This is a genomic window from Vibrio sp. 1580, from assembly GCF_033340055.1.
The window spans coordinates 103,658-125,811 of sequence record NZ_JAWOVT010000005.1 but is presented as its reverse complement, the minus strand read 5'-3'; the positions used below and the strand labels follow the sequence as shown (position 1 = coordinate 125,811).

The 22,154-nt window shown below is 44.4% G+C and carries 19 protein-coding genes; 10 read left to right on the top strand and 9 right to left on the bottom strand.

Translation table 11 applies throughout. From position 1 onward, the window contains the following. Positions 1-80: 80 nt before the first annotated feature. From R7093_RS09890 to R7093_RS09880, 3 genes are all read right to left on the bottom strand, one after another. Positions 81-851, bottom strand: coding sequence for an ABC transporter permease (locus R7093_RS09890; RefSeq protein WP_005386598.1), 771 nt, complete (start codon positions 849-851; stop codon positions 81-83). Then, the gene (locus R7093_RS09885; protein ID WP_005380000.1) at positions 852-1,769 is read right to left on the bottom strand and encodes an ABC transporter ATP-binding protein; all 918 of its coding nucleotides are present in this window, start codon (positions 1,767-1,769) and stop codon (positions 852-854) included. 250 nt (positions 1,770-2,019) lie between these two features. Beyond that, the gene (locus R7093_RS09880) at positions 2,020-3,690 is read right to left on the bottom strand and encodes a SulP family inorganic anion transporter (RefSeq protein ID WP_005379997.1); all 1,671 of its coding nucleotides are present in this window, start codon (positions 3,688-3,690) and stop codon (positions 2,020-2,022) included. 281 nt (positions 3,691-3,971) lie between these two features. On the opposite strand from R7093_RS09880, the gene can reads away from it, so the two are divergent. After that, positions 3,972-4,640: a carbonate dehydratase gene (can, locus tag R7093_RS09875; RefSeq protein ID WP_005379996.1), complete on the top strand. Its 669-nt coding sequence runs from the start codon at positions 3,972-3,974 to the stop codon at positions 4,638-4,640. 78 nt (positions 4,641-4,718) lie between these two features. Here can and hpt read toward each other — a convergent pair whose 3' ends face one another. Further along, the gene (hpt, locus tag R7093_RS09870) at positions 4,719-5,249 is read right to left on the bottom strand and encodes a hypoxanthine phosphoribosyltransferase (RefSeq protein ID WP_005379995.1); all 531 of its coding nucleotides are present in this window, start codon (positions 5,247-5,249) and stop codon (positions 4,719-4,721) included. A 319-nt stretch (positions 5,250-5,568) separates the two neighbouring features. Between hpt and opaR the strand changes: the two genes are divergently transcribed. Further along, positions 5,569-6,183: a transcriptional regulator OpaR gene (opaR, locus tag R7093_RS09865; RefSeq protein WP_005379994.1), complete on the top strand. Its 615-nt coding sequence runs from the start codon at positions 5,569-5,571 to the stop codon at positions 6,181-6,183. Between the two features lie 145 nt (positions 6,184-6,328). Here the strand turns inward: opaR and lpdA are convergent, their stop codons facing one another. The 5 genes from lpdA to ampD all read right to left on the bottom strand — a co-directional run bounded on the left by lpdA (position 6,329) and on the right by ampD (position 14,393). After that, complete coding sequence (gene lpdA, locus R7093_RS09860) at positions 6,329-7,756, bottom strand: dihydrolipoyl dehydrogenase (protein ID WP_005379993.1); 1,428 nt, start codon at positions 7,754-7,756, stop codon at positions 6,329-6,331. Between the two features lie 267 nt (positions 7,757-8,023). Beyond that, a complete protein-coding gene (gene aceF / locus R7093_RS09855) occupies positions 8,024-9,937 on the bottom strand; it encodes a pyruvate dehydrogenase complex dihydrolipoyllysine-residue acetyltransferase (protein ID WP_318146638.1) in 1,914 nt (637 codons plus the stop codon). A gap of 19 nt (positions 9,938-9,956) precedes the next feature. Then, complete coding sequence (gene aceE, locus R7093_RS09850) at positions 9,957-12,620, bottom strand: pyruvate dehydrogenase (acetyl-transferring), homodimeric type (RefSeq protein WP_005386612.1); 2,664 nt, start codon at positions 12,618-12,620, stop codon at positions 9,957-9,959. A 48-nt stretch (positions 12,621-12,668) separates the two neighbouring features. Further along, positions 12,669-13,436, bottom strand: coding sequence for a pyruvate dehydrogenase complex transcriptional repressor PdhR (gene pdhR, locus R7093_RS09845; RefSeq protein ID WP_005379989.1), 768 nt, complete (start codon positions 13,434-13,436; stop codon positions 12,669-12,671). A gap of 405 nt (positions 13,437-13,841) precedes the next feature. Beyond that, complete coding sequence (gene ampD / locus R7093_RS09840) at positions 13,842-14,393, bottom strand: 1,6-anhydro-N-acetylmuramyl-L-alanine amidase AmpD (protein WP_025768186.1); 552 nt, start codon at positions 14,391-14,393, stop codon at positions 13,842-13,844. A 92-nt stretch (positions 14,394-14,485) separates the two neighbouring features. On the opposite strand from ampD, the gene nadC reads away from it, so the two are divergent. The 8 genes from nadC to yacG all read left to right on the top strand — a co-directional run bounded on the left by nadC (position 14,486) and on the right by yacG (position 21,700). Beyond that, complete coding sequence (gene nadC / locus R7093_RS09835) at positions 14,486-15,373, top strand: carboxylating nicotinate-nucleotide diphosphorylase (protein ID WP_047102656.1); 888 nt, start codon at positions 14,486-14,488, stop codon at positions 15,371-15,373. A gap of 262 nt (positions 15,374-15,635) precedes the next feature. Then, entirely contained in the window at positions 15,636-16,094 is a 459-nt protein-coding gene (locus R7093_RS09830; RefSeq protein WP_047102657.1) for a pilin, read from the top strand. 3 nt (positions 16,095-16,097) lie between these two features. Then, entirely contained in the window at positions 16,098-17,783 is a 1,686-nt protein-coding gene (gene pilB / locus R7093_RS09825; protein WP_047102658.1) for a type IV-A pilus assembly ATPase PilB, read from the top strand. 23 nt (positions 17,784-17,806) lie between these two features. Beyond that, positions 17,807-19,030, top strand: coding sequence for a type II secretion system F family protein (locus R7093_RS09820; protein ID WP_047102659.1), 1,224 nt, complete (start codon positions 17,807-17,809; stop codon positions 19,028-19,030). Positions 19,031-19,094: 64 nt separating this feature from the next. Further along, positions 19,095-19,964: a prepilin peptidase gene (locus R7093_RS09815; protein WP_017635919.1), complete on the top strand. Its 870-nt coding sequence runs from the start codon at positions 19,095-19,097 to the stop codon at positions 19,962-19,964. Then, entirely contained in the window at positions 19,965-20,579 is a 615-nt protein-coding gene (coaE, locus tag R7093_RS09810) for a dephospho-CoA kinase (protein ID WP_047102660.1), read from the top strand. A gap of 27 nt (positions 20,580-20,606) precedes the next feature. Further along, positions 20,607-21,347, top strand: a complete 741-nt coding sequence (zapD, locus tag R7093_RS09805; protein ID WP_005373086.1) for a cell division protein ZapD — start codon at positions 20,607-20,609, stop codon at positions 21,345-21,347. Between the two features lie 158 nt (positions 21,348-21,505). Continuing rightward, positions 21,506-21,700: a DNA gyrase inhibitor YacG gene (yacG, locus tag R7093_RS09800; protein ID WP_017635922.1), complete on the top strand. Its 195-nt coding sequence runs from the start codon at positions 21,506-21,508 to the stop codon at positions 21,698-21,700. Positions 21,701-22,154: the final 454 nt, after the last annotated feature.

Below are 22,154 nucleotides of genomic sequence, written 5' to 3'. Positions count from 1 at the left end.
CCGAAAAATTGTATGGGTATGTATTGTTATGCACGCGAAAGAGCAGCGTGAATCGCCGCTCTTTGCTTTATGAGAATGGCTTAGCTTCTTAGCCCAATCCCTTTGGTTACTAGATAATGCGCAATGGCATACAGTGCAACAACAAACACTGCAAGTACACTAAATGAAGTGACAATGCCCACATCCGAGACACCTAAAAAGCCGTAGCGGAACGCATTCACCATGTAGACGATTGGGTTGATCTTAGAAACGCCTTGCCAAAATTCAGGCAGCAGACTGATCGAATAAAAGACTCCTCCCAAGTAAGTTAAAGGAGTCAATACAAACGTAGGGATGATCGAAATATCATCAAACGTTTTTGCGTAAACCGCATTGATCAAGCCACCGAGAGCAAATACAACCGACGTCATGAAGACAGTCGCGACAATAATGCCCCAGTGCTCCACTTGCAAATCAACGAACAAAAGTGACACACAAGTAACAATTGCACCGACCAACAAACCTCGAGTAACACCGCCCATCACGTAGCCAGCAATAATCACATAGTTTGGTACCGGGGCCACCAGCAGTTCTTCAATATTCTTCTGTAGCTTTGCACTAAAGAATGAAGACGCAACATTCGAGTATGAGTTGGTGATCACCGACATCATGATCAAACCTGGAACAATGTACTCCATGTAACTAAAGCCGCTCATCTCACCAATTCGAGAGCCAATAAGATTACCGAAAATGATGAAGTACAACGTCATCGTAATGGCTGGCGGCACTAAGGTTTGCACCCAAATACGTGTAAAGCGAGTGACTTCTTTGCTCAGCAAGCTGCGAAATGCCGTCCAATATAAACCGTACATTTAATTACTCCCCTCTCTTACAATGCTGACAAACAACTCTTCAAGTCGGTTGGCTTTGTTACGCATTGAGAGAACTTTAATGCCATGCTCTGTTAACTGACTGAATACCGAATTCAATCCTTGGCTTTTATCTAGTTCTATCTCTAAAGAGCCATCAACAATACTTTGTCGATTAACACCTTCAAGCTCAGGCACCTCGACTTCTGACTCAATATCCAAGATAAATGTCTCGACGCTTAGCTTACCTAGTAACGCCTTCATGGTGGTATTTTCAATCAGCTCACCACGATTAATAATGCCGATATTTCGACACAGCATCTCCGCTTCTTCTAGGTAGTGTGTCGTTAAAATAATCGTAATTCCTTGCTCTTGGTTGATCTCTTTCAGAAACCCCCACATTGAGCGGCGTAGTTCAATATCCACTCCAGCCGTTGGTTCATCTAAAATGAGTAATTGCGGCTCGTGCATCAAAGCTCTTGCGATCATTAAACGACGCTTCATCCCACCGGATAGGTTACGAGCACGCTCTTGGCGTTTTTCCCATAAATCCAATTTTTTCAGGTATTTTTCTGCTCTTTCTTTGGCTAACACTTTAGACACACCGTAATAGCCAGCTTGCTGCATCACAATTTGCTCAACGGTTTCAAACTGGTTGAAGTTGAACTCTTGTGGCACCAAGCCTAAATTCTGCTTGGCCAATTCGAGGTCGGTATCAATGTCATAACCGAAAACTTTCGTCGTTCCGGAGGTTTTATTCACTAAGGAGGAGATGATGCCAATCGTGGTCGATTTTCCTGCACCATTGGGACCCAGAAGCGCGTAGAAGTCACCCTTTTTCACTTGGAGACTTATACCTTTTAACGCCTCAAAGCCACCTGCATACGTCTTGCGCAGTTGTTCAATTTCTAATGCGTACATAAGGTCTTGATTGCCGTTTGTTTGTGATTACTAATACCGACTCATATTTAGCAGCGGTTTACTACAAAATCGCCTTGGGTATCGTATTGGAGGTCCATCAGTTTATCGTTGAATAACGATGATTACAAATAAACCTTTCGATAATATTGGAAATATAACCCTTACCTCGTAAAGGTTATCTCTGAGTAAGACAAAATAGAGCATAAAAAAACGCAACAGGACACTGTTGCGTTTTTAACTGTCAGAATGATTACGCCGTTATGCGCTGATACTGGTCTGCCTCAACATGTGCCACCGCCGCATTCAATGCTTCGTAACGGAATTGGTACATATTTTCATCAGGCACAAGGTCAATCACATGGAATTTCTCTAGCTGTTCTCGTGTTCGCTCATTCGGGCATAATAAATACACGGCACAATTGGCATCGAGAGCATCCTTAATCGCATTCTCTAACGCCAAACCGACGGTCACATCAATCATTGGTACATCCGTAAGATCGAGAATCATCACGTCATAGTCCGAAATACTAGAGTGCTGACGTGAAATGGCTTTAGAAACACTAAAGATCATCGGACCGGAAAGATAAAAGAACAGCACTTTACCATTAGCACGATCCAACAAACCACGCTCGCTGTCAGTCAGCGGCACATCATCTTCATCCGCGTCGCTGATCGCTTTTACTTGTCGCGCCTGCTCTCGGCTCAAACGCTCGATGATGATAATGTTCGAGATAAAGACGCCTAAACCCACCGCAACGATAAGATCAACGAATACTGTAAGCAACATAACGCCATACATCACCGCCATTCCGGAAAAGCTTACCTTATGTGCCCTCTGAATAAAGCTCCAGTCTAGGATGTTAAAGCCAACATACACCGCAATGCCTGCTAACACAGCCATCGGGATTGGCTCTGTTAACCCGCCAGCAACCAGTACAACCAACGCCAACATTAGTGCACGAATCACACCAGATAATGGCGAACGAGCCCCAACTTGGATATTCGTTACCGTCCCCATGGTAGCCCCCGCCCCTGGCAGCGCACCAAACAAGCCTGAGATCATGTTAGCTAACCCTTGACCTCGCAGCTCTTTATCTGAGTCGTGTTCTTTACGAGTTAATGAGTCACCGATAACCGCCGTTAACAAAGTATCAATACAACCTAATGTGCCGAGCACTAATGCATCAATGACCATCTCGACAAACATATCTGTGTCAATATAAGGGGCGACGAGAGAAGGTAACCCAGCAGGAATTTCACCGATACGACGAATATCTTCTGTATCAAAGAGAATCACAGACAATAAAGTCACCGCGACCAATGCCACGAGCTGTGCAGGAACGTATTTACGATATTGCTTAGGGAAGAAAAAAAGAATCCCCAAAGTCAGTAGTCCCAAAAACAACTCACTGAACTTAAGGTTAGAAATGGTCTCCGGCAAAGCAGATAACGTTCCGAGTACTCCCCCTGAAGGCGCGGCATGCCCCATCAAAGGCGATAACTGCAGAATGATAAGAATCACACCAATGCCAGACATAAACCCGGAAATAACGCTGTAAGGCATCAAGGTAACGTATTTACCCAGTTTTAACGTCCCCAATAGGATTTGGAACGCGCCAGCCATCATGACAACCGTGAAAGTCATAGCCATGCCCGTTTCTGGGTATTTCGCCATCATACTGGTTAATACTGCGGTCATGATTACCGTCATTGGCCCTGTCGGTTCTGATATTAACGTATTAGAACCACCAAATAACGAGGCAAACAAACCGACCATTATTGCTCCCCAAAGGCCGGCCTCAGCACCGGCTCCGGATGCAACACCAAACGCTAACGCCAGAGGGAGAGAGATAATCGCCGTGGTTACCCCGCCAAATACATCCCCTTTGAAATTGATATCTTCAAAACGACTACCGAACACTGCTGATTTTCCCTGCATTCAATTTTAAAAAGTAAAATATCACTACTTTAACGAGCTAGGCGAAAATTTAAACCATAAATAGATTAAGGCTAAATTCACACCACAAATAGTTTCACCAGATTTTACTTTTTTCTTAATGAAAACTAGTCAGATGAGTCCTATCTGACGAATATTTAACGAGATCGAAATTGTAACATTGTGTATAGTTACAACACTGATCGCTTGCATGTGCACACAAACAGCGGCAGCGATTTTGTCTTTTAAGGGAAGTAGTTTGCAAAATGCCGGAAATAAAACAGTTATTTGAAAACAATTCGAAATGGTCTCAAGAGATCAAATCTGATCGACCTGAATACTTCGCAAAACTCGCTGAGGGGCAAAAGCCTGATTTTCTTTGGATTGGCTGCTCTGATAGCCGCGTCCCTGCCGAGCGACTAACCGGACTATACTCAGGTGAACTCTTTGTTCATCGGAATGTTGCAAACCAAGTTATCCATACAGATCTCAACTGTCTATCCGTCGTCCAGTACGCCGTAGACGTTCTTAAGGTTAAACACATCATTGTCTGTGGACACTATGGATGTGGTGGCGTAAATGCAGCCATTGATAACCCTAAGCTAGGTCTTATTAATAATTGGCTGTTACATATCAGAGATATCTATTTCAAACACCGCACTTACCTAGATCAAATGCCGCAACAAGATCGAGCGGATAAACTAGGCGAGCTTAATGTTGCAGAGCAAGTGTACAACTTGGGTAACTCAACCATCCTGCAAAACGCTTGGGAGCGTGGACAAGATGTTGAAATTCATGGTGTGGTATACGGAATTGAAGATGGTCGCTTAGAGTACTTAGGCATTCGTTCTAACTCTAAGGAAACCGTAGAAGCGTCTTACCAGAAAGCTCTTTCGACGATTCTAAATACAGATAACAAGCTGCTTTGTCGCTAAGTCATATCTAAAAGTTGAACAAAAAACGCCCATCTTAGATGGGCGTTTTTTTTATATTTTTAATGCTGCTCTCAATGATTATTCTTGAGGTACAACTTTACCGATGTATGGTAAGTGGCGGTATTTCTGCGCGTAATCAATACCCACACCAACGACAAACTCATCTGGGATTTCGAAACCAATCCAATCCACAGGAACATTCACTTCACGACGAGATGGTTTATCTAGGAGCGTACAAATCGCGATAGACTTCGGCTCACGTAGCGAAAGAATCTCACGGATTTTATTTAGTGTGTTACCAGTGTCAATGATGTCTTCAACAAGCAGAATATCTTTACCTTTGATGTCATCATCCAAATCTTTCAAGATACGAACGTCACGTGAGCTTTCCATCGTATTGCCGTAGCTTGACGCAGTCATAAAATCAACTTGGTGAGTCAGTTCGATAGCACGTGCCAAGTCTGCCATAAATACAAATGAGCCTCGCAATAAGCCTACCAACACAAGATCTTCACTACCTTGATAACGCTCTGTAATTTGTTTGCCTAATTCACGAACTCGCTCCTGAACTTCTTGCTCAGAAATCATGACTTCTATTGTATGTTTCATACTGTGCTCAATCTAAATTTGTGGGTTGAGGTAAGTCGCACGCAAACGATCACCTAATCTTACGGCGTGTAGTGTATCACCACGTTCATTGGGTTGAAAGTCGCATCCTGTTGCCAAAAAATCTTGGAAGAAGGTCTTAGTTTTATAAAGTTCATAGCTAAATTTATCAATAATAATGACATTACTGTATATAAATTGTTCTACAGATGTTGACCTTGTGCATATGCACCATTACACTCATCACTGCTTTAAGCAACTATTAAAATAATCAATTAGGGGGTTACCCCCAATATCAACTCAAATGGCAAGGAAAATGGATATGGACTCAATTGCAAAGAGACCTAGAACTAGGCTTTCTCCAATTAAGCGTAAGCAACAGTTAATGGAAATCGCATTGGAAGTATTTGCGCGCCGCGGCATCGGTCGTGGTGGTCACGCAGATATCGCAGAAATTGCTCAAGTTTCTGTGGCGACTGTTTTTAACTACTTCCCTACACGCGAAGACTTGGTGGATGAAGTTCTCAATCACGTCGTACGTCAGTTCTCAAACTTCCTATCGGATAACATAGACCTAGACTTACATGCACGTGAAAACATCGCCAATATTACGAATGCGATGATCGAGCTTGTCAGCCAAGACTGTCACTGGCTAAAAGTATGGTTCGAGTGGAGTGCTTCAACACGTGATGAAGTATGGCCATTGTTTGTTTCAACTAACCGTACTAACCAGTTGCTGGTACAAAACATGTTCATTAAAGCAATTGAACGCGGTGAGGTGTGTGACCAGCACGATTCAGAACACTTGGCAAACCTGTTCCACGGTATTTGTTACTCACTGTTTGTCCAAGCGAACCGCGCTAAAGGTGAAGCGGAACTGAAACATCTAGTGAATTCATACTTAGATATGCTTTGCATTTACAACCGTGAACACTAAAGCTTAACTAGTAATATATGTCAGCCCACCGTTTGGTGGGCTTTTTATTGTCTGCTGTCAGCTAAGCACACATTTATATTCCTATGTAACAAGCATAAAAAAACCGCTGCAATGCAGCGGCTTCTATCATTCAGTCAGAAAAAGCTTACTTCTTCTTAACTGCTTTTTTGTTTGGAAGGTCAGTGATTGAACCTTCAAATACTTCAGCAGCTAGACCTACAGACTCGTGTAGAGTTGGGTGAGCGTGGATAGTCAGAGCGATATCTTCTGCATCACAGCCCATCTCAATTGCAAGGCCGATTTCACCAAGTAGTTCACCACCGTTAGTACCAACAATAGCACCACCGATTACGCGGTGAGTTTCTTTGTCGAAGATTAGCTTAGTCATACCGTCTGCACAGTCAGATGCGATTGCACGACCTGATGCTGCCCATGGGAATGTTGCTACTTCGTACTTGATGCCTTCTTCTTTCGCTTCTTTTTCAGTCTTACCAACCCAAGCCACTTCTGGCTCAGTGTACGCAATTGAAGGGATAACTTTAGGGTCGAAGTAGTGCTTCTTACCAGAGATAACTTCAGCAGCTACGTGACCTTCATGCACACCTTTGTGAGCAAGCATTGGTTGACCAACGATATCACCGATCGCGAAGATGTGAGGAACGTTAGTACGCATTTGCTTATCAACGTTGATGAAGCCGCGCTCGTCAATTTCTAGACCCGCTTTTTCACCGTCGATTAGCTTACCATTTGGTACACGACCGATAGCAACTAGAACCGCATCGTAACGCTCAGCTTCAGCTGGCGCTTTCTTGCCTTCCATTGAAACGTAGATACCGTCTTCTTTTGCTTCAACTGCTGTTACTTTCGTTTCTAGCATTAGCTTGAACTTGTCTTTGATACGCTTAGTAAATACTTTCACGATATCTTTGTCTGCTGCAGGAATTACCTGGTCAAACATTTCAACAACTTCAACTTTAGAACCTAGAGAGTGGTAAACCGTACCCATTTCTAGACCGATGATACCACCGCCCATGATAAGCAGTTTTTCTGGCACTTCTTTTAGTTCTAGAGCGTCAGTAGAGTCCCAAATACGTGGGTCTTCATGCGGGATAAATGGCAGTTTGATTGGACGAGAACCAGCCGCAACGATTGCGTTGTCAAAGTTAACAACTGTTGGCTCACCTTCACCTTCTACAAGGATAGAGTTAGGGCCAGTGAACTTACCGTAACCGTTAACTACTGTTACGTTACGCATCTTAGCCATACCGCTTAGGCCGCCAGTTAGTTGGTTAACAACTTTTTCTTTCCAGATGCGGATTTTGCTGATGTCTGTTTGAGGCTCACCGAACACAACGCCGTGGTCAGCCATCGCTTTCGCTTCTTCAATTACTTTAGAAACGTGAAGCAGTGCTTTAGATGGGATACAACCCACGTTCAGACATACACCGCCAAGCGTGCTGTAACGTTCAACTAGTACAGTTTCAAGACCTAAGTCCGCACAACGGAATGCAGCGGAGTAACCAGCAGGACCAGAACCAAGTACAACAACTTGGGCTTTAATTTCTTTGCTCATTTTGACCTCTTGTAGTCATTATCCCTAACAGGCTGAGTGGGTATCGATTTTTTATGTTTAAGAGAGATTTGTTTTAAACAGTTATTTTCAGACCGCTAACAGTTTACAGAGATGTTAATGGTGTGAAAAGTAAATCAATTTAGCCTGTGAGCTAGACAACAATTCGATTGTGAAAACCCTGAACGAAGCAAGGCTGATAACCAAATTGTCGGTAATTATGATTAGCAGAGGCGGCTAAGTTGCCGCCTCTCATTCATCTAATTTCTATTACAGAACTAGACGACGAATGTCAGATAGACATGAGTTTAGGTAAGTGATGAAGCGCGCACCTTCAGCACCATCGATCACACGGTGGTCGTATGATAGAGACAGTGGAAGTTGTAGACGCGGTTCGAACTCTTTACCGTTCCATACCGGTTTCATTTCTGACTTAGACACACCTAGGATACCAACTTCTGGCGCGTTTACGATTGGAGTAAACGCCGTACCGCCGATACCGCCTAGGCTAGAGATAGTGAAACAGCCACCTTGCATGTCAGCAGCTGTTAGCTTGCCTGCACGTGCTTTCTTAGAAACCGCCATTAGCTCTTCAGATAGCTCGTAGATGCCTTTCTTGTTCACGTCTTTAAATACAGGAACAACTAGACCGTTTGGTGTATCTACCGCGATACCAACATTCACGTATTTCTTCAGAATTAGGCTCTCACCGTCTTCTGATAGAGAAGAGTTGAACGCTGGGAAGGCTTCAAGCGCTTTAGCTACCGCTTTCATGATGAACACAAGTGGTGTGATCTTCATGCCAGTGTCTTTCTTCGCTTCAATCGCGTTTTGCTCTTTACGGAATGCTTCAAGAGCCGTGATGTCTGCGTTATCCCACTGTGTAACGTGCGGGATCATTACCCAGTTACGGTGTAGGTTTGCGCCAGAGATCTTCTTAATGCGAGATAGCGGTTGAACTTCTGTCTCACCAAACTTGCTGAAGTCCACTTTTGGCCATGGTAGTAGACCAAGAGCCGCGCCGTCGCCTTTGCCAGATGCTGCTGCACCTGCGCCAGACTCAAGACGCTTAAGTGCATCTTTCACGTAAGCTTGAACGTCTTCTTTTAGGATACGGCTCTTACGACCAGAACCTTTAACCTTAGAAAGATTAACGCCAAATTCACGCGCTAGACGACGAACAACTGGAGACGCGTGAGCGTACTCATCGTTTTCTTTGAAATCGCCAGTCGCTGCTGGAGCTGCTGCCGCTGGAGCTTCTGCTTTAGGAGCTTCTGCTTTAGGAGCCGGAGCTGCAGGTGCTGCCGCTTGAGCTGGAGCTGGAGCTGCTGCAGGAGCAGGTGCTGCGCCCGCCACTTCGAATACCATGATTAGTGAGCCAGTAGACACTTTGTCGCCAGCTGCAATCTTGATTTCTTTAACTGTGCCAGCGAATGGTGCAGGAACTTCCATAGAAGCTTTGTCACCTTCAACAGTGATTAGAGATTGCTCTTCTTCCACTGTGTCGCCAACCGCAACCATGATCTCAGTAACTTCAACTTCGTCGCCGCCGATATCTGGAACGTTCACTTCTTTTGCCGCAGACGCTGCTGGAGCTGCTGCCGCAGGAGCTTCAGCTGCCACTGGTGCTGCTGGAGCGCCTGAACCTGCTGTTTCGAATACCATGATAAGTGAGCCAGTCGATACTTTATCGCCTGCTGCAACTTTGATCTCTTTTAGAGTACCTGCGAATGGCGCTGGAACTTCCATAGAAGCTTTGTCGCCTTCAACAGTTAGAAGAGATTGCTCTTCTTCGATGCTGTCGCCAACGGCAACCATGATTTCAGTAACTTCTACTTCATCACCACCGATGTCTGGTACGTGAACTTCTTTTAGTTCTGCCGCTGCTGCTGGAGCTGGAGCTGCTGCTGGAGCTGCTTCTGCCGCAGGAGCAGGTGCAGCGTCAGCTGCACCCTCGGCTTCGAAAATCATGATTAGAGAACCAGTAGAAACCTTGTCGCCTTCTGCAACTTTGATTTCTTTAACGATACCCGCTTGAGAAGCAGGAACTTCCATAGAAGCTTTATCGCCTTCAACTGTGATCAGAGACTGCTCTTCTTCAACCTTGTCGCCAACGCTTACAAGAATCTCAGTAACTTCAACCTCATCCGCACCGATGTCTGGTACATTAATTTCGATTGCCATTTCTTATCTACCTTCTTAATTAAGCGTATAGCGGGTTTGTTTTCTCTGTGTCGATGTCGAATTTCTTAATTGCTTCTGCAACTACAGATTTCTCAACTTCGCCACGTTTCGCTAGTTCAGTTAGCGCTGCTACTACTACGTAACCTGCGTTCACTTCGAAGTGACGACGTAGGTTTTCACGGCTGTCTGAACGACCGAAGCCATCAGTACCAAGAACTTTGAAAGACTCAGCAGGAATGTATGCACGAACCTGCTCTGCGTAGTTCTTCATGTAGTCAGTTGCTGCGATAGCAGGTTCAGTACCCATTACTGTTTGGATGTAAGGTACTTTCGCTTCCGCTTCTGGGTGAAGCATGTTGAAACGCTCTGCATCTTGGCCATCGCGAGTTAGTTCGTTGAATGACGTTACAGAGTAAACATCAGAAGCAACACCGTAATCTTCGCTTAGGATTTGAGCTGCTTTACGTACTTCATTCATGATAGTACCAGAGCTCATTAGCTGAACTTTCGCTTTGTCGCCCGTGTAAGTTTCTAGCTTGTAGATACCTTTACGGATGCCTTCTTCAGCGCCTTCTGGCATTGCTGGCATTGCGTAGTTTTCGTTCATTAGCGTTAGGTAGTAGAACACGTTTTCTTGTTCTGGACCGTACATGCGACGGATACCGTCTTGCATGATTACAGCTACTTCGTACGCGAACGTTGGGTCGTAAGAAATACAGTTAGGAACCGTACCCGCCAAAATGTGCGAGTGGCCGTCTTCGTGCTGTAGACCTTCACCGTTCAACGTTGTACGACCCGCAGTTGCACCTAGTAGGAAACCACGTGCTTGTTGGTCACCAGCCATCCACGCCATGTCGCCAACACGTTGGAAGCCGAACATTGAGTAGTAGATGTAGAACGGAATCATTGGTAGGTCGTTTGTCGAGTATGAAGTCGCAGCAGCAACCCATGAAGACATAGCACCTAGCTCGTTGATACCTTCTTGTAGAACCTGACCTGAAGTCGCTTCTTTGTAGTAAGAAACAACGCCACGGTCTTCTGGTGTGTATGTTTGGCCGTGCGGGTTGTAGATACCGATTTGACGGAACAGACCTTCCATACCGAATGTACGTGCTTCGTCAGCAATGATAGGAACGATGTTCTTACCAATGTTCTTGTTCTTAAGTAGAACGTTTAGTGCACGTACGAATGCCATAGTAGAAGATATATCACGCTTCTGTTCTTCTAGTAGTGGCTTGAATTCTTCTAGCTCAGGAACGATGAATTCTTGAGTGAATTTTGGTAGACGCTGTGGCGTGTAGCCGTGTAGCGCTTTACGACGAGCGTGTAGGTATTCGTACTCTTTTGAACCTTCTTCAAGTTTCAGGTACGGAAGTTCTTTCACTGCTTCGTCAGTTAGGATGTCTTGAAGACCTAGACGATCACGTAGGTGTAGTACGTGAGTCATGTCCATCTTCTTAACTTGGTGCGCGATGTTCTTACCTTCAGCCGCTTCACCCATGCCGTAACCTTTAACAGTCTTAGCTAGGATTACTGTTGGACGACCTTTAGTTTCTGCCGCGTTTTTGTATGCCGCGTATAGCTTAGAAGACTCGTGACCACCACGCTTAAGTGCGAAGATTTCGTCATCAGTCATGTCAGCAACAAGTGCAGCTGTCTCTGGGTACTTACCAAAGAAGTGCTCACGTACGTACGCGCCATCTTTTGATTTGAATGTTTGGTAGTCGCCGTCGATCGTTTCATTCATAAGCTGTAGAAGCTTACCAGTCGTATCTTTAGCTAGTAGTGAATCCCAGTTGTTACCCCAGATTACTTTCACTACGTTCCAACCAGCACCTTTGAACAGACCTTCAAGTTCTTGAATGATCTTACCGTTACCCATTACAGGGCCATCTAGACGCTGTAGGTTACAGTTGATTAGGAAGCATAGGTTATCTAGTTTCTCACGCGCAGCAAAAGAGATAGCACCACGTGATTCTGGCTCATCCATCTCACCGTCACCTAGGAACGCGTAAACGCGCTGCTCTGAAGTATCTTTAAGACCACGGCCTTCTAGGTACTTAAGGAAACGGGCTTGGTAGATAGAAGCGATTGGACCTAGGCCCATCGATACTGTCGGGAACTGCCAGAATTCAGGCATCAGTTTAGGGTGCGGGTATGAAGGAATACCTTTGCCGTCTACTTCTTGACGGAAGTTGTCTAGCTGCTCTTCAGTTAGACGACCTTCAACGAATGCACGTGAGTAGATACCTGGTGAAATGTGACCTTGGTAGTAAACTAGGTCGCCACCATCCTTCTCGTTTGGTGCACGGAAGAAGTGGTTGAAACATGTCTCGTAGAACGCAGCAGAAGACTGGAAAGACGCCATGTGGCCGCCTAGCTCTAGGTCTTTCTTAGATGCACGTAGAACGATCATGATAGCGTTCCAACGAATAATTGAGCGAATACGACGCTCAAGTGTTGTGTCACCTGGGTATGCTGGTTCTTGGTCTGCAGGAATCGTGTTGATGTAGTTAGTTGTGATACCTGTTGGCATATCAACACCGTCTAGACGTGCTTTATCTAGAACTTGCTCTAATAGGAATTGAGCACGCTCTAGACCTTCTTCACGTACAACTGACTCAAGCGCTTGTAGCCATTCTTGAGTTTCCAGTGCATCTACGTCATGCTTCATATCAGACATGGCGATCTATCCTTCTGTTGGTTGGATCTACTTATTTAAGTAACGCTCTTACGAGTCATTACCCTGCTGAATTCGACGTAGAGAACGCTCTCGTCGAGACTCTTCTCGAGTCAAATCCAACAATGTTTCTTCGATGTAAGCCAAGTGCGAGTGGGACATTTCTCGCGCCTTTTCAGGCTGACCAGAAACAATCGCATCCACGATATTGGCTCGGTGTTTACTGACTTTCTCGACCGCTTCTGGGCGGCGACGTAGTAATTTAAAATTTTGTAGAATATTTTGCTCAAGCAAAGGTGCTAAGCTTCGAACAATGTGCAACAAAACCACGTTGTGCGCGGCCTCTGTCAAAGCGATCAAAAATTGCATTACTTCCGCAGATTCAGCTTCGATATCGTTGTTTGCTTGCTCTTGGCTAATGCGCTCAAGGCAACCTTGAATACGCGCAAAATCTTCTTCGGTACCACGTAAAGCTGCAAAGTAGGCTGAAATTCCTTCCATCGCATGACGAGACTCAAGCACATCAAGCTGGGTTTCAGAATGACTAGACAACAAATTCAACAAGGGATCTGAAAAGCTCTTCCAGATATTCTCACTTACGAATGTTCCGCCACCTTGGCGACGAGTCAACAAACGCTTCGCTTCCAAGCGTTGAATGGCTTCTCGGACTGAAGGACGAGACACATCGAACTGTTTTGCCAGTTCACGCTCTGGAGGCAGTTGTTGCCCCGGAGACAATGTTCCTTCCACTATCAACCTTTCTAACTCTTGTTCTATAACATCAGAGAGTTTTGGCTGACGAATCCTTTGATAAGCCATAATTTATTGTTCTTCTACTCTTGCAGGTAATTGGTAATACCAATTTTAAGTTGGTGCAGAAATTAACATAATTAAAACGCCACTGTCCAGCCGAAAATTGACCTAAATCATAGAACGAGCTTACTTCCAACACTCTGATAACAATCGACTGTTAAAACAGCAATAGAATTGGTATGACCAATTACATAAAGCATACAAATGGGAAGTCGACGTGCTAGCAGTTTTGGAAAAGAAATACAGAAAATGACAAAATTATCAGTCTATTTATTCACCAAAACGGCATGTACGAGCGTAAAAATGTAGTTAACTTTTAACAATCATTAATATTTCTGGTATCAAAAAAAGGCATACCTGATCGTATGCCTTATTTATTTCGCTTTTTTGAATTTACACTTTCGCTACAAATCAACGCTGTATAAGCAGTCTATATTTCACCCAATCAAAGCTTAGACCAGGATCGCTTTTTCTCAAGGGCGCAATATATTGATGACCGGTAATTCGTGGCGGGGTGATTTGAGGATAAGATTGCATAATCACCTCAGTTATCTCTGCAAGTGATTGATATTGCGCTTCTGTGTAGGCAGTAAATTCTGTCCCTTCAAGCTCGATACCAATGGAATAGTCATTACAACGCTCCCTGCCCGCGAAACTGGATTGACCGGCATGCCATGCTCTATCGAGAAAAGAAACAAATTGAACAACCTCGCCGTTTCTCTTAATCAAGCAATGTGCAGAAACGCCCATTTTGTGAATAACTTCAAAAAATGGATGTTCACTTGGGTCTAGCTTGCCAGTGAAGAAGTCCTCTATATATGGTCCACCAAACTGCCCAGGAGGCAAACTGATATTGTGTACCACCAGCAGAGAGATGTCGTTTATATCAGAGCGGGCATCAAAAAATGGTGACGGAACATGCTTTGCTTGTGTCAGCCAGCCATTCTCGATAATTGGGCGCATATCAACCTCTCTACTTTGCAAATTAACTGCTGAAATTATTGACACCGGAGAGTATCATTCGTTGCCATCTCCCTTTCAAGACAAGATTTGCGATGAAGAACACACACAACATTCAAGAACGCTTAGAATACCTTAAACAACAACTCCCTTTAGAGATCACTCGCTCTGTCGCTGATACCTTAAAAGAAGATCTAGGTGGCAGTGTCGACGCAGATAACGACATTACTGCATCTTTGATCCCTGCCGAGGCGGTTAATACCGCAACGATTATTACTCGTGAGCATGGTGTGTTCTGTGGTCAAGCATGGGCTGATGAAGTTTTTAAACAGCTCGGTGGCAAGGTCAGCATTGAATGGCACGTAAAGGACGGAGATAAAGTCGAACCTAACCAAACCCTTTGCACGCTGACAGGCCCTGCTCGTGACTTGTTAACTGGTGAGCGTAACGCAATGAATTTCATCCAAACGTTGTCTGGCTGCGCAACAGTTACCGCAGAGTACGCTGAAAAAATCGCGCATACTGAGTGTCGTCTACTAGACACACGCAAAACCATTCCTGGTCTGCGTAGCGCACTAAAATACGCCGTGACGTGTGGTGGTGGCTTTAACCATCGCATCGGCGTGTTCGACGCTTACCTCATTAAAGAAAACCACATTATTGCTTGTGGTGGCATCACTCAAGCCATCCAAAAAGCGAAAGAGCTTAACCCAGGCAAACCGGTAGAAGTAGAAACGGAAAGCTTAGAAGAGTTGAAACAAGCGATAGAGGCTGGTGCCGACATCATCATGCTCGATAACTTCACAAAAGAAATGATGCGTGAAGCCGTAGCGATTAACGCAGGTCGTGCCGCTTTAGAGAACTCCGGCAACATTACGCTAGAGACCATCGCAGAATACGCAGAAACCGGTGTCGATTACATTTCGGTAGGCGCGTTGACTAAGCATTTAAAAGCGATGGATCTTTCGATGCGCTTCAAATAATAAAAGCAACACAATCTAAATTACTTCAACCAACTCAGTGAGTTGTGAGTGATTCATCATTAAAAAGGGCCAATAGGCCCTTTCTTTTTATCCATTAAAAAAATAGTACTACTCGCAAAACTCTGCATGCAATATGCAACTTTCTACCAAAGAGTTTTATCTCACTCGAGAGCCCACCCCTTCCCCATTTTCAACCCACCTTAACTCTCCATAATCTTTCGCCAATGCAAGAGCATTATTAATTTTTAGGAAAGGGTTAAAAATGAAAAACAGTAAACAGAAAAAACAACAGGGTTTTACTCTGATTGAATTAATGATTGTGGTGGCCGTTATTGGTGTTTTAGCGGCAATTGCACTTCCTCAATATCAAAAGTACGTTGCGAAAAGTGAAGTGGCATCGGTATTAGCAACTCTGACTGGAGCTAAAACAAATGTTGAAGCATTTACTGTAGAAACAGGACAATTCCCAGCTGCTGGCCAAGAAACAGCGCTAGGTGTACCTGTAATGCCTTTAGGTACCGTAGCATTTGCTCAGGATACCACGAACGTCGATGCGGGAACTGTAACATTCACTTTTGATGCAGCCGGAAACGATGCTAGTACACTTGTTGCGGGCCATACCGTTGTTCTTACTAGAACTTCAAATACAGGTGCATGGGCTTGTACATCAGACATTCCTGCAGTTGAACAATTGTTACCTAAAACATGCACTGGTGCATAATACGTGCAAAGTAACCTCTCAACAATTCTTCGTCAGGTCGGATTACTCACCTTTTCCCAAGAAGAATCGTTACTTGAGCAAGTCAAAGCTTCTGGCATTTCGATGCCGGAAGCTTTACTCAGTTCTGGATTATTTACATCAAGCGAACTCGCTGATCACTTAAGTTCTCTCTTTGGTTTAAATCAGCCCGAGTTATCTCAGTATGAGTACGCCTCACTTTGTCAACAACTCGGTCTACGTGAATTAATCACACGGCATAACGCACTCCCACTCCAGCGTACGTCTTCAACGTTATTACTCGCCGTTGCCGACCCCACCAACCAACAAGCAGAAGATGATTTTCGCTTTGCCACTGGTTTACAGGTTGAATTGGTCTTGGGGGAACTTAGTCAACTCAGCGCGGCAATTCGACGCTTGTATGGTCGTTCATTGAGTCATGAGAAGTCCGGGTTAAAAGAGATCAACCAAGAAGAGTTAGCCAATCTGGTTGATGTGGGCGCAGATGAAATCGACAACATTGAAGACTTGAGCCAAGACGAGTCGCCCGTCAGCCGTTACATAAACCAAATTCTGCTGGACGCTGTGCGCAAAGGCGCATCCGATATCCACTTTGAACCTTATGAAAAGATGTACCGCGTGCGCCTACGCTGTGATGGCATCTTAATTGAAACACAGCAGCCACCAAGCCACTTAAGTCGCCGCTTATCCGCTCGTATCAAAATCCTCTCTAAACTTGATATTGCAGAGCGACGTTTACCACAAGATGGGCGTATTAAGCTCAAGTTGAATCAAGACACCGCAATTGATATGCGTGTATCCACGCTGCCTACTCTATTTGGAGAGAAAATTGTACTACGACTGCTCGACAGCAGCTCTGCATCATTGGATATCGACAAGCTTGGTTATAGCGAACAACAAAAACAATTGTACTTGGATGCGCTGCGTCGCCCACAAGGCATGATTCTGATGACAGGCCCAACCGGGAGCGGAAAAACCGTATCTCTGTACACTGGGCTGAGTATCCTCAATAAGCCAGAAATCAACATTTCCACGGCAGAAGACCCAGTAGAAATTAACTTATCGGGCATTAACCAAGTTCAAGTTCAGCCTAAGATTGGTTTTGGTTTTGCCGAAGCACTGCGCTCTTTCTTGCGTCAAGACCCCGATGTGGTAATGGTCGGTGAGATTCGTGACTTAGACACTGCGGAAATAGCCATAAAAGCATCGCAAACCGGTCACTTAGTACTTTCAACCTTACATACCAATTCTGCGGCTGAAACGGTTATTCGTTTATCAAACATGGGCGTAGAAAGCTTTAACTTGGCCTCATCTCTTAGTTTGATTATTGCCCAGCGCTTAGCCCGTAAACTGTGCTCGCACTGCAAACAATCACAAGAGCTTACCGTTCAGCTACAACATCTCGGAATTCAAGCAAGCGACAACATTTTTAAAGCCAATCCCGATGGATGCAATGAGTGTACCCATGGTTATTCCGGCCGAACGGGGATTTATGAAGTGATGCGCTTTGATGAATTTCTTTCCGAAGCGCTTATTAAAGGTGCCTCGGTACATGAACTAGAAAAACTCGCCATCGCAAATGGTATGAGCACGTTACAAATGTCGGGCATAGAAAAACTCAAACAAGGGATCACAAGTTTTAGTGAACTACAGCGCGTACTTTATTTTTAATCCTTTAATCAGCAGTCACCTCTATGAAAAGCACTACACCACAACTTAAAAACTTCCGCTGGAAAGGCATCAACAGTTCAGGCAAAAAGACGTCTGGACAAACCCTCGCGATGACAGAAATTGAAGTACGCGAGCGTCTAGACGCACAGCACATCAAGATCAAGAAGTTAAAGAAAAGCAGTATCTCGTTTCTCACTAAACTCAGCCATCGCGTGAAAGGCAGAGACATCACGGTGTTCACCCGTCAGATTTCGACGATGTTGATAACTGGTGTGCCGTTAGTTCAGGCTTTAAAATTGGTCTCAGAAAACAATAAAAAAGCAGAGATGAAATCCATTTTGATGAGCGTGACACGCGCCGTTGAAGCCGGTACGCCCATGTCAAAAGCCATGCGCACTGCAAGTGAACACTTTGACCCACTCTATACCGACCTTATCGCAACAGGTGAGCAATCCGGTAACTTAGCGGAAGTGTTCGAGCGCTTAGCCACCTACCGAGAAAAAAATGAGCAGCTTCGTGCGAAAGTGATCAAAGCACTGATTTACCCAGCCATGGTAGTGCTAGTAGCGTTAGGCGTGTCGTTTATCATGCTCACCAAAGTCATTCCCGAGTTCGAAAAAATGTTTGTTGGTTTTGGTGCTGACTTACCTTGGTTTACCAGGCAAGTGTTAGATCTTTCCGCCTGGACACAAAACTGGAGTCCGTTTATCGCACTAGGCTCCATTAGTTTATTCACCTCGGCGAGAATCCTCTCTAAGCGTTCAGATTCTTTTCGCTTAATGCTCAACCGCTCTGTGCTTAAATTTCCTGTTCTGGGCCCTGTATTATCAAAAGCCGCTATCGCCAAATTTAGTCGAACACTCGCCACAAGCTTTACAGCGGGTATTCCAATTCTAACCAGTTTAAAAACCACATCAAAAACCTCAGGAAACTTACACTATCAACTCGCCATAGAAGAAGTTTACCGTGATACCGCCGCAGGTATGCCAATGTATGTAGCCATGCGCAACTGTAATGTGTTCCCTGAATTGGTGTTACAAATGGTTATGATCGGTGAAGAGTCTGGTCGACTTGACGACATGCTCAATAAAGTTGCAACGATCTACGAGTTTGAAGTCGATAACACCGTCGACAACCTTAGTAAAATTCTAGAGCCACTAATTATCGTTTTTTTAGGTATCGTTGTTGGCGGATTAGTGACAGCAATGTACTTGCCAATCTTTAACTTAATGAGTGTATTGGGCTAGAATGGGCTGTTAACTCCTTTAAAACAGCATCTTGCTGATTTCACTCATCGCTCAAGAGACAAATATGGAAGTATTCCAGTACTACCCTTGGCTATTCGTTGTATTTGCCACCATCTTCGGTCTGATCGTGGGTAGCTTCCTCAATGTGGTTATTTATCGACTACCTAAAATCATGGAACTAGAATGGCGACGCGAATGTGCCGAGTCATTTCCTGAATACAAAATAGAACCTCCTAAAGAAGTGCTGACCTTGAGCGTTCCACGCTCCTCCTGCCAGAAATGCGCAACACCGATACGTATTCGCGACAACATTCCTGTGATTAGCTGGCTGCTTTTAAAAGGCAAATGTCACAACTGTCAGGCAACCATTAGTGCACGCTATCCACTGATTGAACTGCTCACCGCGTTCTGTTCAGGCTTTATCGCTTATTACTTTGGTTTTAGTTACTTTACCGTTGCCCTACTCTTTTTTACTTTTATCTTAATCGCCGCAACATTTATCGATCTCGATACTATGTTGTTACCTGACCAATTAACATTACCATTAACTTGGGCTGGCATTGCCTTAGCATTAGTCGAAATAAGTCCTGTTACTCTACAAGATTCTGTCATTGGTGCTATTGCTGGTTACCTATGTCTCTGGTCCGTTTACTGGGGCTTTAAGCTACTTACTGGTAAAGAAGGAATGGGGTATGGTGATTTTAAACTACTGGCGGCACTAGGAGCTTGGCTAGGTTGGCAGTCACTGCCGATGATCATTCTACTTTCTTCTGTGGTTGGCATCGTATTTGGCATCATTCAACTACGCTTGCAAAAGCAGGGAATTGAAAAAGCTTTCCCTTTCGGTCCTTACTTAGCAATTGCTGGTTGGATAAGCTTAATTTGGGGCGACCAGATTTTAAACTGGTACTTTACTTCAGTTCTAGGAGTGTAAATGGCTTTGGTTATTGGTTTAACAGGCGGTATCGCTAGTGGAAAAACAACCGTCGCGAATCTGTTCAAACAACAATTTAAAATCGATATCGTCGATGCCGACATTGTAGCAAGAGAAGTTGTCGAGCCAGGTACTCCCGGCCTAAACGCGATTATTGAACACTTTGGTCACGATATCGTACGTGAAGACCAAACTTTAGATCGCGCAAAGCTGAGAGAAAAAATCTTTTCGAATTCAGATGAAAAAGCATGGCTCAATGCACTGTTGCACCCGATAATTCGTGAAAAGATGATCGAAGATTTGCAGCAAGTCACTTCAGAGTATGCGTTACTTGTGGTGCCGTTGCTCGTAGAAAACAAGCTAGATAGTTTGTGTGATCGCATTCTTGTCGTCGATGTAGAACCGAATACACAGATATCTCGCACGATGAAACGAGACAATGTGAGTGAAGATCAAGTTCGCGCCATCCTTGCCTCTCAAGCATCAAGAGAGCAAAGGCTCGCGCTTGCAGACGATGTGGTTAAGAATAATCCAAGTGACCCTGATCTTTTGCTTCAAATCACAGATTTGCACGAAAAGTACCTAGCCATGTGTAAGAAAAATCTGCGAAAATAGGAACGAAACTCACAAAGGCTTATGTCGATGACCACGCACAAATTTGAACATCCGTTAAATGAGAAAACTCGTATTTATCTAAGAGTGGAGTCTCTGCTGCGTCAGGCTCACTTGGCCTCTGGGTTTAGCGAAAATCATCAGTATCAACTGTTTTTCCGTGCGTTATTCGATATGGTTGAGATCTTCGAACAAATCCAACTGAAAAGTGAACTGGCTAAAGATCTTGAGAAGCAACGGCTGTCGTACCGCCATTGGCTAAATGTTGATGGTGTCGATCAAGACGCATTAAATACCCTACTACAAGAGATAGATGTCGTTCATAGCCAACTAATGGGTGCTGAACGTTTTGGCCAAGCATTAAAAGAAGATCGCTTCTTAAGCTCTATCCGCCAACGCTTTAATCTACCGGGTGGTTCATGCTGTTTTGATCTGCCAGCATTACACTACTGGCTTCATCTACCTATTGAACGTAAAAAGCGTGATGCACAACAGTGGCAAGCAAGCTTAAAGCCCTTATCTGATGCGCTTTCGTTATGGTTAAAGCTCACTAGAGAGACCGGACATTTCAAAGCTCAAATCGGTCGTGCAGGTTTCTTCCAAAGCGACGCTGATGAAGCCAACATTCTAAGACTTCACATCCCAATGGAATATGGCGTTTATCCTATGATTTCAGGTCATAAAAATCGCTTTGCGATCAAGTTCATGTCGTTTGAAAACGGTCAAGCATGCACACAAGATATTGAATTTGAACTTGCTGTTTGCAGCTAAGACGACACTACGCCTCGCCTCCATAATCTAAAATTCAACGCTTTATTGCGCTTATATTTGATAAAATTTCGTAGCAGCAATAGCGCGTTGAATAAGCCATCTTTAATTCGTTTAGGTATACTACCCTTTAACACCAATTAGTAATGGGACGCTCAACTATGTCTAAAGTTACCATCGTTCAATGCCCACAATGTGGCGCCGACGTAGAATGGGGAGAACAAAGTCCTCATCGCCCTTTCTGCAGTAAACAATGCCAAATGATTGATTTTGGTGAATGGGCAGATGAAGAAAACACCATCCCAGGCGCACCCGATATGTCCGATAGTGATGGCTGGTCTGAAGACCAGTATTAAATTGAGACCTAGGGTAAAGGAATACCCTAGGTTCCTTCTTGGGGAACCGAATCACGCTCCGTCGTCGCTGTCCAGAATGACGAATTTGAACCTCAGTGCTATATAATCTTTGACCATCATTTTCCGTCATTCCGAGGAGCCATAGCGACATCAGGAATCTACTCATAGCAAGGATGAAGCTAACAACGTAAACACTTGCATGCTCGACTAGTAGATTCTGAATCACGCTCCTTCGTCGCTGTCCAGAATGACGAATTTTAACCACGGTACTCTGTAATCTTTGACCATCATTTCCTGTCATTCCGAGGAGCCATAGCGGCATCAGAAATCTACTCATAGCAAGGATGAAGCTAACAACTTAAACACTTACATTCTCAACTAGTAGATTCTGAATCACGCTCCTTCGTCGCTGTCCAGAATGACGAATTTTAACCACGGTACTCTGTAATCTTTG

Excerpts from the sequence above, each read along its gene's own strand:
- R7093_RS09885 (WP_005380000.1), bottom strand. The coding sequence starts at position 1,769 with ATGTACGCATTAGAAATTGAACAACTGCGCAAGACGTATGCAGGTGGC.
- lpdA (WP_005379993.1), bottom strand. The coding sequence starts at position 7,756 with ATGAGCAAAGAAATTAAAGCCCAAGTTGTTGTACTTGGTTCTGGTCCT.
- ampD (WP_025768186.1), bottom strand. The coding sequence starts at position 14,393 with ATGCGCCCAATTATCGAGAATGGCTGGCTGACACAAGCAAAGCATGTT.
- zapD (WP_005373086.1), top strand. The coding sequence starts at position 20,607 with ATGACCACGCACAAATTTGAACATCCGTTAAATGAGAAAACTCGTATT.
- aceF (WP_318146638.1), bottom strand. The coding sequence starts at position 9,937 with ATGGCAATCGAAATTAATGTACCAGACATCGGTGCGGATGAGGTTGAA.
- R7093_RS09890 (WP_005386598.1), bottom strand. The coding sequence starts at position 851 with ATGTACGGTTTATATTGGACGGCATTTCGCAGCTTGCTGAGCAAAGAA.
- aceE (WP_005386612.1), bottom strand. The coding sequence starts at position 12,620 with ATGTCTGATATGAAGCATGACGTAGATGCACTGGAAACTCAAGAATGG.
- can (WP_005379996.1), top strand. The coding sequence starts at position 3,972 with ATGCCGGAAATAAAACAGTTATTTGAAAACAATTCGAAATGGTCTCAA.
- opaR (WP_005379994.1), top strand. The coding sequence starts at position 5,569 with ATGGACTCAATTGCAAAGAGACCTAGAACTAGGCTTTCTCCAATTAAG.
- R7093_RS09820 (WP_047102659.1), top strand. The coding sequence starts at position 17,807 with ATGAAAAGCACTACACCACAACTTAAAAACTTCCGCTGGAAAGGCATC.
- coaE (WP_047102660.1), top strand. The coding sequence starts at position 19,965 with ATGGCTTTGGTTATTGGTTTAACAGGCGGTATCGCTAGTGGAAAAACA.
- R7093_RS09830 (WP_047102657.1), top strand. The coding sequence starts at position 15,636 with ATGAAAAACAGTAAACAGAAAAAACAACAGGGTTTTACTCTGATTGAA.
- R7093_RS09815 (WP_017635919.1), top strand. The coding sequence starts at position 19,095 with ATGGAAGTATTCCAGTACTACCCTTGGCTATTCGTTGTATTTGCCACC.
- hpt (WP_005379995.1), bottom strand. The coding sequence starts at position 5,249 with ATGAAACATACAATAGAAGTCATGATTTCTGAGCAAGAAGTTCAGGAG.
- pdhR (WP_005379989.1), bottom strand. The coding sequence starts at position 13,436 with ATGGCTTATCAAAGGATTCGTCAGCCAAAACTCTCTGATGTTATAGAA.
- nadC (WP_047102656.1), top strand. The coding sequence starts at position 14,486 with ATGAAGAACACACACAACATTCAAGAACGCTTAGAATACCTTAAACAA.
- yacG (WP_017635922.1), top strand. The coding sequence starts at position 21,506 with ATGTCTAAAGTTACCATCGTTCAATGCCCACAATGTGGCGCCGACGTA.